At 42.0% G+C, this 17,271-nt stretch carries 9 protein-coding genes; 1 reads left to right on the plus strand and 8 read right to left on the minus strand.

Annotated features, from left to right (window positions below; genetic code table 11):
• Positions 1 to 63: 63 nt before the first annotated feature.
• Positions 64 to 777 carry a FecR family protein gene (locus tag BQ7394_RS23315; protein WP_161951809.1) on the minus strand — a complete coding sequence of 238 codons (714 nt, stop codon included), beginning with the start codon at positions 775 to 777 and terminating at the stop codon, positions 64 to 66.
• 367 nt (positions 778 to 1,144) lie between these two features.
• Between BQ7394_RS23315 and BQ7394_RS23320 the strand changes: the two genes are divergently transcribed.
• On the plus strand, positions 1,145 to 1,732 hold the full coding sequence (locus BQ7394_RS23320; protein ID WP_075559581.1) for an RNA polymerase sigma factor: 588 nt from the start codon (positions 1,145 to 1,147) through the stop codon (positions 1,730 to 1,732).
• A 19-nt stretch (positions 1,733 to 1,751) separates the two neighbouring features.
• On the opposite strand, the gene BQ7394_RS23325 is transcribed toward BQ7394_RS23320, so the two are convergent.
• The 7 genes from BQ7394_RS23325 to BQ7394_RS23355 form a co-directional block, all read right to left on the minus strand.
• A complete protein-coding gene (locus tag BQ7394_RS23325) occupies positions 1,752 to 4,736 on the minus strand; it encodes a glycoside hydrolase domain-containing protein (RefSeq protein WP_075559582.1) in 2,985 nt (994 codons plus the stop codon).
• A gap of 18 nt (positions 4,737 to 4,754) precedes the next feature.
• The gene (locus BQ7394_RS23330) at positions 4,755 to 5,762 is read right to left on the minus strand and encodes a sulfotransferase family protein (protein WP_075559583.1); all 1,008 of its coding nucleotides are present in this window, start codon (positions 5,760 to 5,762) and stop codon (positions 4,755 to 4,757) included.
• A gap of 4 nt (positions 5,763 to 5,766) precedes the next feature.
• Positions 5,767 to 6,945, minus strand: coding sequence for a chromate efflux transporter (chrA, locus tag BQ7394_RS23335; RefSeq protein WP_075559584.1), 1,179 nt, complete (start codon positions 6,943 to 6,945; stop codon positions 5,767 to 5,769).
• 1 nt (position 6,946) lies between these two features.
• On the minus strand, positions 6,947 to 8,437 hold the full coding sequence (locus BQ7394_RS23340; protein ID WP_075559585.1) for an aryl-sulfate sulfotransferase: 1,491 nt from the start codon (positions 8,435 to 8,437) through the stop codon (positions 6,947 to 6,949).
• A 73-nt stretch (positions 8,438 to 8,510) separates the two neighbouring features.
• A complete protein-coding gene (locus BQ7394_RS23345) occupies positions 8,511 to 10,061 on the minus strand; it encodes a RagB/SusD family nutrient uptake outer membrane protein (RefSeq protein ID WP_235848809.1) in 1,551 nt (516 codons plus the stop codon).
• A gap of 30 nt (positions 10,062 to 10,091) precedes the next feature.
• Entirely contained in the window at positions 10,092 to 13,259 is a 3,168-nt protein-coding gene (locus BQ7394_RS23350) for a SusC/RagA family TonB-linked outer membrane protein (protein ID WP_075559587.1), read from the minus strand.
• Between the two features lie 1,051 nt (positions 13,260 to 14,310).
• Positions 14,311 to 17,142: an NPCBM/NEW2 domain-containing protein gene (locus tag BQ7394_RS23355; RefSeq protein ID WP_075560207.1), complete on the minus strand. Its 2,832-nt coding sequence runs from the start codon at positions 17,140 to 17,142 to the stop codon at positions 14,311 to 14,313.
• Positions 17,143 to 17,271: the final 129 nt, after the last annotated feature.

Raw genomic sequence — 17,271 nt, forward strand, 5'->3', positions numbered from 1 at the left:
CTTCCCAACTTTTTACGGTGATTTTTCTGCTTGCATATTTCAATAGATTTAAAAGGTTAATAACTAATAGAACTTATATATACCATCCGTATATACATATTTATATTTTGTAGTTAAACTAATAATATTCAAAGTTTCTTCCAATGTTTCCGTTTTAATTTTAACAGTAACTCTTAAGTTATCCGAACCTGTTTCAGGATAAACAATCTTACAACCGAACCATTGTTCAAGACGAGGAATAATCACAGCTAAAGATTCATTCTCAAAGCTTAATATACCTGATTTCTGCCATGATAAATATTTACCGGCATCTATTTCTTCAACATCGATACTACCGTCTTTTTTATTAAAGACCATTTTCTGATCAGGATGTAAAACAACGGTTTGCTTTTCTGCCAGCCAATCAGAAAAAGCGTTTATTTGAACTTTCCCACTCAAAAGAGTCACTTCTGTCTTCTCTTCCGAACCATAACTAAAAACTTCAAATTGAGTACCGAGAACGGTAACATCTATATTCTCCATACTTACGACAAAAGGTCTTTCGGTATCTTTTTTCACCTGGAAGAAACATTGTCCGTCCACTTCTACTCTACGTACATTCTTCTTAAATTCTTTCGGATAACTAAATTTACTGTTGGCACCCATCTTTACAATAGTCCCATCTGAAAGCTCTATTGTTCGGATACTCATAGAACCAGATTCGAGAACGATCAATTCTTCATGTGGAAAATCCTGTGAAAGAAAATAAAGTCCACTTATACCCAAAAGCAATAGCATAACAGCCGCTATTCTGTATATTAGAAAAACCTTCCTGCTTTTTGCCCGGGGAAGATCCGAAGATGTATTTTCTTGTATACGTGTCCACAATCTCCTGTAAACAGCTTCCGAATCTGTCTCCTCAGATTTGAACCGCATATACTTCAACCAAGCCATTTTATCTAGTTCGTTCTCCATATTATTTCAGAGTTTCTTTCTAATAGGATGATATTCGATTGCAAAATCCTTAAATGAATGATGCATTTTTTTTTATTTTTCTACGATAATAAATATTTCATACCTTTACTCCCCACATTTGATACCAAGCGGGATGCTTCATACAGAGGTCAAACAAACTGGATAGATTGAATAAATAATATTATAAGCTATGGAACGAAGCTATGAGATATTATTGGCGAAAATTGCAGAAGGGGATGAAAAAGCCTTCCATCAAATTTGGGATATTTATTATCTCAAACTATTTAGAGTTGCCTTATATTTCATCAGATCAAAAGAGTTATCCGAAGAAGTGGTATCAGATATATTCTTTATCCTTTGGCAAAAAAGAAATATGTTACCAAAGATTGATGACTTGGATAAATATCTCTATGTTGCTGTTAAAAACCAAGCTTTACAATATTTGAGAAAACAAGGATTACAAAACAAGGAACCGATCGATTTGTACACAGTCGAATTTTTCCATGACAACGATAATCCGGAACTCCAGTTTCTAAACAATGAGTTCCAGGCCCTTGTGCAAAAAGCCATCGATTCACTCCCGGATAAATGTAAAGAGGTATTTCGTCTTCATTTTTCTGAAAAACTAAAACAAAGAGAGATTGCAGTCCTTCTCGACATATCAGAAAAAACAGTAGGCATCCACATAATGAATGCCTACAAGCGTATCTCACAATACGTTAATCATGAATACAGCAAAGATGAGAAGATAAAACGAATGCTCTGTATTTTCTTCTAATACCTCATTTTACATCCTACTATTTTGCAATAATTAACAAGCCCTTCCCTTTCGGTACAACAATCTCATCACCCGGTTTCCAGGTTACTTCCTGTTGGAAATTCTCGATAGCCGGGGCATGCAATGTCACTTTCGAAGGATCAAGGCCTAGTTTAGCCCAGTCGATGGAAAGTTTCACTTTGGCATCCGCATCTTCCCAGGTAGCCAACGAGATCAGTGCTTTATCACCCATGTGACTGTAAACGGTCGCCAACGTCTTTTCGCTGCCCGTCTTCACCGGATTGTCTTTCACCCAGTAACCGATCATTTCACTATTCTGCATACCGAAAGAATCCCACAGTTTCCACAGCGGTCCGTTATCCACACGAGGACTACGTCCTGTCATGCCATACAGCATGCCGCGCCACGGATTACCGCCTCCTTCCAGCATCTCGCCCATCAAACCATAAGGAATACCGGAAACTTCAACCAGCCAAAACTCCGGCGGGAAATCATAATTGAAGTATTCACCGAACCACAGACGGTCGAGGTAGGGGAAATGTTCCAGATACAAATTGGCACTATTGGCAAAACCGTCTTTCGGATTATACTGATTGGCAGAATGCAGGTCAATCATAGCACCCGGATTCGTACGGTTCATCACTTTGCGGATACGCTTCATCGTCATCCGGTCGAAAGCCAGGTCATCGATATACAGCCCGTCGATACCGACGTTCTTCATCAGCCAGTCGAGACCCTCCAGATAATAATTATGCCAGCGGGAAACGCCACTGTTCACAATCGCCGCATCTTTCAGTCCGGGTACAAACCAGGCGCCGATATAATTCTGGTCCAAATGTTCCTGTAACCAGGAGAAGCCGCCGCCGGGACCTTCCGAAAATATCTCATTCCCCAGACTACGCAAAGCAAACATTTCCACACAGCTGTTGGACAACTCACGAACGGTATTGTAAATTTTCACCTTCATATCACGGGCGTGAGCACCGTCGATGTACGCTTTCATCTCTTTGGTACGCAGGAACGGATAGTTGATGAACGGATTGATAGCGTTCGCATGATGAATATTGATGACATTGGCACCTCGCTTTTGTATGCCATCCAGGAACTCATAGTTATGATGATAGCGTTCGCGCCATTGTTTATCCGTATCGATCGGACGGAACGGAGTCAACGCCAGGTTGAAATAATAATACAACCGATCTCCTTTTTTCACGCTGCGCTTACCGGAATAAGCATTAATACGTGTTCCATCGGCAGCATTATGAATATCGATACCTCCATTTCCGGCATTACACCAGGATACCGGCATGTGCAACGGTTTTTGATGATAGAAATTAGTATTCAGCGGACGTTCATATTTATTATCATACAGGCGGATCTGGATACCGGCATTGACATCACCTACCCAAACAGCATCCTGGTTTTTCTCTACATCCCATTTCCAGCGAAGATCATTCGGACAATAACCGCCTTTCTCTCCCAGACCCATCATATAACGTCCGACACCGGATGCTAAATGTGTCCGCAACACAACATCTTCCACAGAAGCATCTTCACGGGCGACCAACGTCACTTTATATGCTATGTTTCCATCCGATTCCATCTCTCCTTCCAGGTCCATCAGGAAACGGCTGTTCTGATTAAGGGCTTTCCAGGCGATTGCACCTTGTTTATGTTTGGTGATTTCGAAGTTCAGGTTTTCCCATGCACCGCCATCGGCAGCCAGTTCCATAGGAGCAGCCAATACACTACGGCCATTCGTACCGATGCCCGTCATAGTCTCTTTGAAATAACTGGTAATATGTTCCGGCAAACCTAAGTCAGAGAGTTTAACCTCGCGTCCCAGGCAGCTGATCGTTTTATCCTTCATCACCAACGCCGTATAAGGGGCAATCACCTCATCATCAAAACCGATCTGCGAGTTCAGCCAACGCAGACGGGAATGACGCCAAGGTTCATTATCTCCATGATTGGCAATTACATTTTCCGAAACATTCAGAGAGACTTGTACGGCTTTGCTTTCGGCATTGGCGGCAGAGACAGTCACTGTTCCCAGATAAGTGCCTGCAGAAAGATGCTCCGGCAACTGGGTTCCAACCCATAATGCCTGCACTTTACCCTTATCCACAGAGCAATTCTTTTCAAAAACGGTACCGGTCACATCTGTCCCTTCCGTATTGAAACAGGTAAATGAGGAGGCCGGTATTTGCTCGCCGGTCGCTTTATTCGTAAGGGCAGAGAAATCGACATGCAGATTCTCTACATTCGAACGTGCCGCCCAGACACCTAACTGAAAGACATAATACTCTCCCTTATCCGCCTGCCCGTTAAAGAAATCATGACGGTTGTCGGCAATCCATTTATAAGGAATATCCGTTGTCATACGGATGGGGAATTTGCGGTCTTCCGTAAAGAGAATATATTTCTCCCCGGGACGTTCTTTTAATAATCGGGCAGTCTCGTTCGATGTAGCGATCACTTCCATCGGATAGAAGCTGTTCAGCTCATTGATTGCCTGGAACTGTACGACTTTAGCCGCCGGAAGGGCAGGTGCTTTCTTCCCGGACAGTTTATTTTTCTTTACCCAGTCAGCCGAAGCCGTATTCTCGAAAGCCGGGTAATTGACGGTAGGATAATAAGGGCTGCCGCTCATTACATTCTTCAGATAATAAATATAATATTCTCCCGGAACAGTCTGCGGCTGGAAAGCCACCTCTCCTCGCTCCCGGTCAATAGTAAAGCGGCATACATTCGTAATACGTTCACCGGTTGCAGCATCCACAACGATCAGATTCTTTGCTTCCGGGTTCAGATCGCGGCGACGCCAGTCGATCGTTGCCAATACGGCATCGGCCGGTTTATCTACAGCGACAACTACCCGATGGTTTCCCAATGAATCGGCATTCCATGTACCCACCCCATAAAGTTCGTCTGTGGGTACAGCCTGTGCCTGCAAACTACTATAGGTAAACAGGCAAAAAAGTGTAAATAGCAATTGTTTCATGTGTACTAGTATTTATCTTTAATATTGCTTTATACGATTGATCAATTCATCCTGCGGACGTCTTTTCGCCAGGTCGGCGGGATCAGCCTGCTGGATAAAGACATTCTTCAAACGTATGTTTTCCTCATTAAAAAACACTATTTCCTCGTCAGAGAAACTGCCTTTTAACAGATCAAGGGGAGTACATAAGGAATACCCCAGTTGCTGCAATAGATCTCCGGCTACGGATTCAAAGATAGCAATATCTTCGGGAGATAATTCACGCAGAAACTTTTTTGTATTGTCTTTCAGGATCGGTTTGGTTACATTTGCCCACATTTTGCCTGCAACCGCTGTATTTTCAGACTCGCGGCTCTTATAATAATCCATCACCCTATCAGAATAAGGAAGATGCAGGAAATCGCAAAGCTGCCGCATCACTTTTTCCGGACTGGCAATAAGTGTTTCGTAATTCAGCATAAAGAAATGATCGGCCGCCGTCCTGTCTTTCAAACGGAGAGCTGCTTCCTGATCCTTTTTCCAATTTTCAGCCAGTGCATAAATATGTTTCTCTCCGACAATAGCCTTTTTAAACGAAAGGGCGACATCACGACCGTCCCGGTATAGATAGATATAATAAGGAGAAATCCCGGTAGATTCAATGCCTTCTGCATACAGCATATTTTTCATGCTTTTACATAGCCAGAAAGAAGCTCCGGTCTGACGGGCCGCCGATTCATAAATCACCCGGAACAACTCATACAACGTTTGTTGCCTGCAGGCTGCTACCACTTCATCTGCACGAATAGTAATACCTTCCCAGGGAACCGGATTCACTGTGACTAACTCGCACACATCCTGTACCAACCGATAAAAATTAGACTGATCCATCAAATCGCCATATTTGGGAAGCAACGGTAAGAAACGCTGAAGAATATGCGGAGGATGGGGAGCAGCGATCTCCCGGATTCCGTCCAGCATGACACGCAACAGATTGGATCCGGATCGCTGGGTTCCAATCATTTGTATACCTTGTATTGTATTCATAGAATTAGAATAAGATAAAGCCCGCCACGCCTGCTCCGATGATCAGGTAAACCGGACTGATTGTGTATTTTAGTGAAATAAAAAATGTAACCAGGAAGATAATAACCGAAACAACCGACAGCGTAATCGTCTGTCCGATCGTAACGGCTGAAGCAAAGATCATTCCGATAACAGCTGCCCGTATCCCTTTCATGGCTGCTTTTACAACGGATGACTGATTCAGAATCTTTACAAAACGGGATAATAAGACGGTTAATACAGCCGGCGGAGTGAACATCGCCAACGTTGCCAGCAACGCCCCCGTGATACCTGCCACTTTATACCCAATGAAGGTCGCTGTAATAAATATCGGTCCGGGAGTGATCTGCCCGATCGCTATCCCGTCGGCAAACTCAGCCGAGGTCAGCCAGTTCAAGTTCTCCACGAACAACTCATGCAAAGCAGGGATAACAACATATCCCCCTCCGAACAAAGTCAGGCTGATACCGGAGAAGGTCGATACAATCTGAATACCTTCCGGAGCACCCGGATATTGTCCTCCCCAAAGTAAGATACAGAGTAATAGCAAAAGAACAATCCCGGAAGTCATCAGCTGCCTGCTACCCGTCCGCTTCTCCCCATCTGATATCAACCCTTGTCCCACTGGCTGGCGAAACAGGAAACCGCCGGCTATCCCGCTACCGATAATCAACAGAAAAGTAACCGTAAAACCACCGATAAAAATCAGCAACAAAGCCGCCAGCAGGCAAAGAACCCATTGGGCAGGCAATTTGATCGTCTTACGCGCCATCCCGATAGCCACCGTAACGATCAAAGCGGTAATAGCCGGAGTGATTCCGCTGAACACATTCTTTACCGCAGGTATATTTCCATAGGAGAAATACAACCACGAAAGAAATGTAACCAGTAAGAACGAGGGAATAATGATCCCGGCAAAAGCTACAACCGCCCCCGGTATCCCCCTTAAATGGTACCCGACATAGGCAATCGTATTTACGGCTACAGGCCCCGGCAATACGGAGGTCAGCGAAATCCCATCCAGCAAATCTTCTTCTTTCAGTTTCTTGTCTACTTCTACTAACTGCTTCTGTACGATAGCCACTAGCGACATATAACCGCCAAATGCCGTAGCTCCCAATTTCAGGAATGTAAAGAAGATATAGGATAGCGATGCACGTTCCATATTACTTGATTTCTTTAAAATATTGATCCCAGGTTTCTACCGGTACGTACACCGCCCGATAAGGAGCATAATACATGATACTTTCCCAAAGAACCTTGCCGGATTGGTCGGTAACCATTATAGAACCGGTTTTCGAACTGGTCTGCAACAGATTTCCGTTAGGAAGGAGATAAGCATTCCCCATGCGGGAAGTATACTTTTCAGGAGGCAACATGGCATTAATAACTGTTTCTGCCGTAAAGTTCTTTTCATCCAGTTTAAAAGCTTTCGCTCCCGAACGTTTGTCATACAAGCCGTTATCAAACAGCATCAAATCACCCTGTTCCGTAATATAAGGAGCATGCTGAAAAGAGAAATAGGCAGTTGTATCCATTTTGAAGTCTCCATTTCTACCGAACTTCCAAAGTAATTTACCACTCTGACGATCAATCTTCCATATCTGGTCTTCAATCGGATTAGACACCAGGTAATTTCCATCGGTATCAAAACAAAGGCCGTTCATATGAAAACGGTCGTAACGGTATTCATCGATATAAGGATCGTTAGCGACATCCCATACATCCCATGCCGACCAGGTTTTCAAAACATTTCCCAGGGTGTCTATAACCATGATTCCGTCGCCACCCAACGTATCAGTCTCCATTTTTCCATTTACAGGTATTTCTGTTATTTTCTTAGGACGATATAAAGTATGAATATGGTTTTCCTCATCCATCCAGATATCATGATGAATAATCTGATAATCTTTTTCTTTTTCAATTTTATCCAAATCCAGGCGCCACATCTGTTCACCGGTCAGGGATACTTCTGTCAGCCCTGTTCCACCGGCAAACCCCATAGAACCACGACGCATCGGTTTTTTGTGTTCTTCATTGGCTATTTCTTCGGGAGTTTGAGGAGCATCGTCAATCTTATCCATTTCAAAAGGACGAAGCATAGCTAAAATAGTACCACGAGGAGTAAGTGAAGCGGCACGTACGCCAACATCATCTACCTGCCAGTACCAACGTATTTGTCCTTCATTATCAATCAATGCCATATATCCGGGTAAACGGCCAAAACAAACCAGGATCATACCATCACCTAAAGCAGAAGAGTCATGTGGACGCTTTTCATTAAACCAGTGATTAACGAGCCAGGAGGATTGTTCGCGGGTTTTAAACGTCAACGGTTTCGATCTCTGTTTAAACAAGTTATCTATCACTATTTCATAAGTATATTCAGTATTGGCTTTTAAGAGCAGGAGGTCAAGGTGGTGAAGCGTATCAGAAGGAGTTGTAACCGTTCTGAATCTCTTTCCTGTTAAGTTTTCTGTGTATTCTATATAAATCGGTGCAGGTTTTTGAAGAACTATCTCCGCTCTATTATACATCGCTGTATTTCCGGGAGAGGTTAACGTAACTTCCTTAATCGTATTCCGCTCGCTTATATAAACCCAGCCAATAACTGCTCCAACAACCAATATACTAACAAAAATAATCAGGCGCTTCATATCAATCTCTTTAAAATATTAAATAAAGGATGCCTGTATCCATCTTAGATACAGGCATCTGACAAACTCGAATTTATTTAGGTAGGCGTTTAGGATTTTCAGCCTCCATATAACTATTCAGCTTAGTTTCTGTCATAGGATACGGCAAATAACGCATATCCGGTGTCACAGTAGTTCCTGTTATATCCATTTCTTTCAAATGGGCATTTACAGTTTCTTCATATTTACCAAAACGAATCAGATCCGGACGACGTTTATACTCAAACACTAATTCAAAACCACGTTCATCAAGAATAGCCTGATTCATAGCCTCTTGGCTTGCAGGAACCGGAAAACGAGGATCTTTTCCATAAAGAGGAGCACCAGCACGTTCACGAATCTCATTCAAATAAGGCAATGCGGCTCCCGGTCCATTCAGATTGTTTTCTATTTCTGCCTTACAAAGAATGACATCTGCCAAACGGAAAATAGAAATTGTACTTCCATCATAATATAAATCAGAAACCATCTCATAAGTATATTTCTTCGTTGCAACATTAAGCAGCAATTTAGTCGTATCATTAGGTGGTGTGTTTTGTCCCTTTTCAGGCATCATATAATAGAAACCATAATCAGTTTTATCATCACGGGGACTTACTCCTGTATAATTAAAATAGAAGAACTGTTTACGTGGGTCTGCATCATCATATTTACGCCAGAAAGGTAAAGATATAGCATAAAACTGCCAACGTCCCTGAACTTCCGGGTGGTCCGAAGGACCAAAGTGATTAGCTATCTCTCCTCCGTTTGAAGTTACTTCGTGTAAAATACAGAAAATAGATCCCATATCGTACTTATTCGATTCAGCCCATACGTTTTTAAAGTCCGGATTCAATGAATAAATACCTTTATCACGCAAAGCCAATACCATGTCGATATAAGTTTTTGCATTCTGATAATCATGTGCACGCATATAAATTTGTCCGATCAAAGTTGCAGCTGCCCCTTTAGTTGCACGAGATAAATCCGTTCCAGTCCATTTCTCAGGTAATACTTCGAGTGCTTCTTTCAGATCTTTCAAAATAAAAGCATCTATATCAGCTACGGAAGTTAAAGGCATATCTCTCATTGCAAGCGGATTCTCGGCATATTCCGTTACCAGTGGAACCGGCCCGAAAGCATCTGTCAGATCACGATAAGCCAACGCCCGAAGAAATTTAAGCTGAGCAGCTATCAATTGCTTATTTTCTTCAGTCATATCAACCTCTGCATTGTTCAACTTTTGGAGAACTGTATTTGCATTCGATACGACTTGATAGATATATCTCCAGTTGTCACGAAGATATTGATTATTAGAATCATAAGACATCACACTCATTGCTAGCGGATCACTTGAAGTAGAATAACCTATATCAGTTGTGTAGTCTGTAATCATTACGAAATAACCTGCATAATATTGCCAGGCATCACCTGGAAACGGGTTTAAATCCGCATAAACTCCTACTAACGCTGCATTGAAATCTTTTTCTGTTATATAAGCGTTGGAAGTTGTCAAATTGCTATATAAAGTCGGCTCTAAATCTGTACATGCCGTAAATCCGGAAACTAATCCGGTGGCTAATAAGCCCATCAATATTTTTTTCATATATCTCATTATTTAGAAAGTAACAGACTATTAAAATGTAATATTTAAACCTATTGTGTATGTTCTCATACTCGGGTAGGCATTAAAGTCCAGACCGGCACCCACATTAGCCGTTTGATTGGAACCACTATTCTTTGCTGTATCATACGCTTTTGTATCCACTTCCGGATCCCAACCGCTATAACCGGTTATTGTAAACAGATTTTCCATAGATACATAAACACGACAAGAAGAGACTACTTTCTTAAATGGAACAGTATATCCCAATGTCAGATTCTTCAAACGCAAATAAGAAGCATCTTCAATAAAATGATCATTTACATAACCACCTTTATTTTTTGAGATATTAAAGAAACCATTACGAGGTATATCAGTATTTGTATTGGTAGGCGTCCAACGTTTCAAAGCATCAGTTGTACGATTCAGCTCCATATTCATGCGGGTCATATTCAGCAACTCGTTGCCTACAGAACCCTGAAAGAATATAGAAAGATCAAACCCTTTATAAGCAAAATTATTAGTCAAGCCAAAAATAAAATCAGGAGTAGCATGGCCTATAATTTCACGGTCTTTATCATTCAGTTCTCCGTCGCCATTTAAGTCTGCGAATTTAGGATCTCCAGGTTTAGCATCCGGTTGCAACGGATTATTTTCACCTTCCTGTATTACACCTAAGTATCTATAACCGTACAATGACCCTAACGGTTCGCCTTCACGAACGATAGCATATTCCTGTTCCGTAACTGTACCTGTCGGTTTAGATGTTTTAAGACGTATTTCACCATTCGTTCCCAAGTCAAGTACTTTGTTACGGTTTAGTGAAAAATTAAATTTAGTATCCCAAACAAAATCACCGGTTAAGTTATGTGAAGTTAAATCCAGTTCAAAACCTCTGTTTTGTATAGAGCCGACATTACTTTGTCCTGAAACGAAACCACTATAGAAAGGCATATCCATATTCAGCAACAAATCCTTCGTCTTTTTAAAATAACCGTCCACTGTCACTGATAAACGATTATTGAAAAAGCCCATATCCAAACCGATATTATATTGTTGAGTCGTTTCCCATTTCAAATCGGGATTAGAAGGGCTAGCCTGGTTCATGTGCATACCGGCAAGATTACTGGAACCATCCATCGTTAGATGTGTATTTGACATAAGTGCAAAAGATGCATAATCACCAATACGTTCGTTACCTGTAACACCAAATCCAGCTCTTAATTTCAAACTACTGAAAATATTCAGATTCTTAATGAAATCTTCTTCACTCATTCTCCATGCCAATGAACCAGAGGGGAAAGTACCCCAGCGATTGTTCGCTCCAAAACGGGAAGAACCGTCACGACGAACTGTTACTGTTGCCAAATACTTATCCATCAAAGTATAATTGACACGTCCGAAGAAGGAGATCAGGATATTTTCAGTTTTATTGGAAGCAATACTCGTTTTCTGTGCAGCAGCACCTAAGTTATTATAGCTGAATACATCTGTAGAGAAATCTTTCGCATTAATCTTTCGGTAATCACCAGAGAACTTTTCATAGGTATAACCAACCATTGCTCCAAAATCATGAATGCTATTGAATGTTTTCATATAATTAATGACACCTTCAAATAATTGGCGGGTACCGGTATAATCATACGTACTGGCTACACCATTATCGATACTTCCCTGATAAGTTGTAGAGGCCGGAAGATAGGTTCCCTGAAAATTATGTATGATTTCTACACCACCTGTAGCCTTTGCAACAAGTCCTTCGATCGGATGAACTTCTACATAAGCACTACCGTTGAATTTATCATTCTTAGCATCATTCTGACGTTCCATCAGGTTAGCTAACGGGTTATCGCCACGACCGCCCGGCACACGTCCGTAAGTACCATCTTCATTATAAGGTTTTACTGTCGGATCATACGACAAGACACTAAGTAATACGTTAGAATTAACTATATTACCACTATACTCTTGAAATTTAGAGGTTTCACGATGTGCATATATTGTAGCACCGGCTTTAATATAATCGTTAATAGTCTGGTCTACATTCACACGACCTGAAATACGTGAGAAGTCTGTATTCTTCAAAATACCATCTTGTTTATAATAACCTAAACTGGTAAGTACTTTTGTTTTCTCAGATCCTCCTTGAAACTGGATACTATGATCTTGTACCATTCCCAAGCGTGTACAAACATCAATCCAATCTGTATCTACATCCGATTGTAACTGTGAAGGAGTATAAACACCATTCTCTGTATTTTCACGTCCCGGTAATTCTTTAAACAAAGCATTCTGCAAATTCATATAATCCTTTGCACTAAGTAAGTCAAACGGATTAAGCCTCTTTTGTACTCCAAAATAGCCATTGTAAGAGATCTTATTCTCACCGCTCTTTCCGCGTTTCGTTGTAATCAATACGACTCCGTTTGCACCACGGGCACCATAAATAGCAGTAGCGGAAGCATCTTTTAGAATTTGCATGGATTCAATATCATTCGGATTGATATTCAATCCCTCAGAAGACGGAAAGCCATCGACAACATACAATGGTTCATTAGTAGAACTGATAGAATTACTACCACGTACGCGTACAGAAATACTACCACCAGGAGCTTTAGAGGTTTGGGAGACCTGCACACCTGCAGTTTTACCCTGCAATGCCAAAGCGGCATTACTTACCGTACCTCCCATCACCATATCATCTGCCGATACAGAAGAAACGGAACCCGTCAGGTCTTTCTTTTTCTGGTAACCATAACCAATCGCTACAACTTCATTCAATCCGATCGCATCTTCTGCCAAAACAACATTAATGGTCGGTTGACTACCTACTTTTACTTCTTTAGTTGTATAACCAATAAAAGATACTACTAAGGTTGCATTATTAGGGACATCCAATGTATACTTACCGTCCATATCGGTAACCGTTCCATTCGTAGTTCCTTTCACTACAACGTTTGCTCCGGCAATGGGTTCACCCGCATTGTCTTTTACTACACCCGACACCTTTTTGGCCTGTTGAGTGATCATAACACTTTCATTTTTTGCTTTCGCTACATCCATTCCGGTCGGAACAGCATACGAAGAAACGAGGGAAGAGATACATAATCCAGCTATAAGACCGGATCTTGATAACACCTTCCGCGTTTGAGAATCCGCTGCCCTTGCAGCAAGACTGTCTTTTAGTAAAGCGTTGTTCATAAATTAGAATTATTAGATTTATATCTGCATTACAATAGCATCACCCTTTACAGTAAACTTGTCAGAATACCAACAATTGACCAGAGTCCAATAAGAACTCTTTCAAAACAGACTAAACCAGAAATGAATAATATACAAAAATGACTTTAGAGAGGTTCTATTCATAAATATCTAAATAGTCAAAGTGTTAAATCCTTATTATTTTTAATAAAACGAACTGATATTAGCGTATTTTTTATATATTTGGCAAAAAATTGAAAGAGTTCTTATTGGACTAAATCAACTATTTAATAAAGACCACATCAAAAGAAATATTGATATTCATAGTAAATAGCTGATATAAAGTAAATTCTACACAAATAAGACATTCATGCATTTAACCAAACAGTGTTTTTATTGATCTATTTTATATAACGCAGGATACTTTCCTTTAAAATCCAAAGGACTACCATTATTCGTGCAAACAAGCCTATCAATTCATTATATCTATCAGAAAGGAAGGAAAATTAAAGTATTTTCGAAATTAACCATCATACTATCATTCCATTAACAAGAACTTTGAATATCAATCAGTACATAAATGATAGTTATTTATTTCAACCATCATTCAACTAACATAAACTATCATAAAACGACCTATTTAAGGCAAGCATCGTAAAAATAGACATAAAAAACTATCAGACACAGACCATTTTTTCCATAACACCCTATATTTTTTACTCAACTATACCTACTTTCTTCACGAAAACAACTAATTTTTCTCCTTCAGCCCCCCATTTTATATCCTTTTACACCCGGGTTTAAACGATGCTAAGACCCGGGTCCCAGCACCCTTTACACCCGGGTCTCAAAGAAGGAAATTAGTTACTTTGCTGAAAATAAGTCCTATAGACAGGAAGTTTTGTCAGGCTGTTTTATGATAGTATGATAGTAGAAAATGGAACTATCACACTAACTATCATAGCCTTTACATATTGATATTCAACATATATAAAGCCATAAATGATAGTATGATAGTTATATTAAACAATATTGATGTAAAGGAGCCTATTTATTTCTCTATCACCAGCCAGGTATTTCCACGAGCAGGAATAGTCACCGTAATATCTACCGTATAATCGCGATTCAGCTTATAAGTAACCGGAGCATTCTCTTTTTCCCTGATCTTCGCTACATCGGAAATACCGGTGTAATAAAGTGGAAGCCGGATCGTACGGGTGATAGCCTGATCGGTCGGGTTGAACAACAAGGCAAAGCCTTTTTCCTTGCCTTGTGGGTCCACATGCATGAAACCATCCCAGTCACGTCCGTCGGCACGGCGCAGGTGAATCAGTTCGCTGTTGAGGATAGTCCGGTATTTCTTGTACCAGTCGATCACCTCTACCACGGCTGCTTTCGTTTCGGGGGTATCGTATAAACGGGGACCACGATAACAAGCCTGTACACCGGCTCCATAGTTCTGGATCATGTGCGCCTTATAGTCGGGGATGTGATCTTTCAAAGGTTCGAGGGTAGCAGCGGCACCACCACCATGATATTGGGTGAGCGGAACGAATGTCCAGCACATACCCGGCAGACGTTCCCACAGGCCGTCGTACATTACCTGACGTCCCAACACAAGCTGGCGTTCACGGGGAAGCGACCAGTTCACTTCACGATAACCGATACCGACCTTCGTTCCACCATTCAGCATGTAACCGAAGTCGGGGATATTGGTATAAATGCCATTTTCACACATCCACTGATAAAGGTTTACAATCTGTTGGCGTTGTTTCCACTGGGAGTCTTTCAAACCTTTATGATGGGCATGGCTGGTCGAGGCACAAACGTTGCCCGGATAAGAGCCGTCGTTCTCAAAAACCGTCATTCCTGTCTTCTCATAGAAAGAACGTATCTTGCGGAAATAGTCAGACCCCCACTCACTGGAAAGGCAAGGAGAACTACCGAAGATCATGCCTCCGCGCTTCCCTGTTTCCGGATTAATAACATCTACTTCGTCGCTGATCCAGCGGCTCGACAACAGGGAATAACCTCCCAATTCGATACCTTTGGAGTTGGCATATTCGGTAAATTCCTTGAACTTGGCGATGTTCGCTTCACTCTCATCCTCCATATTCAGTCCCGAACCGAAGCTGAGGATAACCATCTCATAACCGGTCTCCGCACACTGGTCGATAGCCGTCTTCACCACCTTCGGGTCTGACGATACACAATGGAGGAAGATCGGGTTCTCGGTTGTCCACGGAGCGATCTTACGGTACATCCTTTTCAGGAAAAGACCTTTCCGGTCACGGTCATCGCTGTCGAAAGGCATCAGCCAGGTACGGAAGCTCCTGAACTTGCCACCGGCTGCAATATCTTCATCCGGTCCCATCGGGAGTTTTACCTCCAATAGGCAGGGGGTGAGCAAGGGATAGTTACACTGGGAAGTATAGCGCGGATCGGTATTCCAAAACTCAGTACGGTCGGCTTCCCGTTCAGTGAATCCCAGGAACGCCCAGTCGCTTTCAACATGAATATTGGGTTTCAGGAATTGTTCGGGGCGTTTGGCTTCCACCGGAGACTCAGGTTCCGCCATCGCTAGTTGTTCCAAAGTAAATTCGTCGAGTGTAATACGCATATCGGTTGTATTCTCGATCTCGAACCATTTGCTGATACAGGGAATGCCGTCATAGAGGGCATAATTCAGTTTCACCTTTACCCCTTTCAGGTAGTCCGGTCCTTCAAGATAGAAAGAAAGTACCTTCCCGGTCGTTTCACCCGGCTTCACCAGTGACCAGCGTTTGTTTGCCCAGTCGATGCGAGGTGTTAATTCGGTAATATCGAATCCCGTCACCCGAAACGAGTTCGGCAGGATATTCAGGCTATCAACCCATTTATATTGGGTATATCCGTATTCGAACTGTCCGTCGAGGCCGCCCAATGTATATACTTTATCATCTATTTTCAGAATACCTTCATTGCTGACGGCACGCAACATGCTTTCACCAGTCATCTGATTGATCAGATCGACAGTCGCCAGGTTTGGGTACACACGGAAAATACGGCTTACCAGACCGTTGGATAGCACAACGTCTTTTCCGTTATGCGTCTGATAAATACCAGCTTTCACTTCTTTGGCATCGAGCAACCAATCCTTCTCAGGACGTGTCACCGGCAGATCGATAGAAGGTAATGCTGCGATCTTATTACGCAACGCCTTTTCTATCTCTACCGGCATGGATTCGACCACACCTTTATAATCGGCATTAACCAACGAAGGTTTGATCTCGAAATAGGAGAAAACAGGATCGATCCAATCGGCATGGTCACCACTAACCCCATCGCCACCATCTTCCACAACCAATTCCAGAACATCTATTCCGGATACATCCAGAGATACTTCACGAGCTTTCTCGCCTCCACGAACGATTCCACTGTTGTAGAGATCTTTGCCGTCACCCACCAGACGGAACACAACGCTTCCTTTCCCCAGAGAACCGTCGCCGGAACCCACTCCGACAAATTGCTTCTTCCCTCCGGTACCGTCCGTACGGTAAAACAACATTGTCCCATCCGTCATCGGTATCTTACTGAAATCTTCTTTTTTATAATCAAATGAGCGGTCGTTCACCCCAACCTTACATGTAAACTGGCTGGTCTTTTTCCGCAGGCTCAGTTTGATCTTACTGTTTGACTGGACACCGACACCTTGTACGAATCCTTCACCGGCTATTGCCAGTTTCTCACCGGTAACAGCTGCATTTTTCATAGGTGAACCATACTGCTGATAGGCCAGCGATAGATCCATATCAGACAAGGATACGAAGCTCTGGGCTTTGGCTGCCCAACCGGAAAAGAAAAATCCTCCCATAAGGAGAAATAAAGAAATTGTCTTTTTCATGGTAAAATTAGAATATGTATAAGTCTCCAAAGATACTCAATATATCTTTAGAGACTCGTATTGGCAATAGATTGTTTATTAAGATAGATTATCCTCTGATTCGTCAATCACCTCTTACCGGAAGCCGTC

Source organism: Parabacteroides timonensis (genome assembly GCF_900128505.1).
GTDB lineage: Bacteria > Bacteroidota > Bacteroidia > Bacteroidales > Tannerellaceae > Parabacteroides > Parabacteroides timonensis.

What these genes read in the sequence shown, in the direction of transcription:
- BQ7394_RS23355 (WP_075560207.1), bottom strand. Translation starts at nt 17,142, where the DNA reads ATGAAAAAGACAATTTCTTTATTTCTCCTTATGGGAGGATTTTTCTTT.
- BQ7394_RS23330 (WP_075559583.1), bottom strand. Translation starts at nt 5,762, where the DNA reads ATGAATACAATACAAGGTATACAAATGATTGGAACCCAGCGATCCGGA.
- BQ7394_RS23340 (WP_075559585.1), bottom strand. Translation starts at nt 8,437, where the DNA reads ATGAAGCGCCTGATTATTTTTGTTAGTATATTGGTTGTTGGAGCAGTT.
- BQ7394_RS23325 (WP_075559582.1), bottom strand. Translation starts at nt 4,736, where the DNA reads ATGAAACAATTGCTATTTACACTTTTTTGCCTGTTTACCTATAGTAGT.
- BQ7394_RS23350 (WP_075559587.1), bottom strand. Translation starts at nt 13,259, where the DNA reads ATGAACAACGCTTTACTAAAAGACAGTCTTGCTGCAAGGGCAGCGGAT.
- BQ7394_RS23345 (WP_235848809.1), bottom strand. Translation starts at nt 10,061, where the DNA reads ATGAAAAAAATATTGATGGGCTTATTAGCCACCGGATTAGTTTCCGGA.
- BQ7394_RS23320 (WP_075559581.1), top strand. Translation starts at nt 1,145, where the DNA reads ATGGAACGAAGCTATGAGATATTATTGGCGAAAATTGCAGAAGGGGAT.
- BQ7394_RS23315 (WP_161951809.1), bottom strand. Translation starts at nt 777, where the DNA reads ATGCTATTGCTTTTGGGTATAAGTGGACTTTATTTTCTTTCACAGGAT.
- chrA (WP_075559584.1), bottom strand. Translation starts at nt 6,945, where the DNA reads ATGGAACGTGCATCGCTATCCTATATCTTCTTTACATTCCTGAAATTG.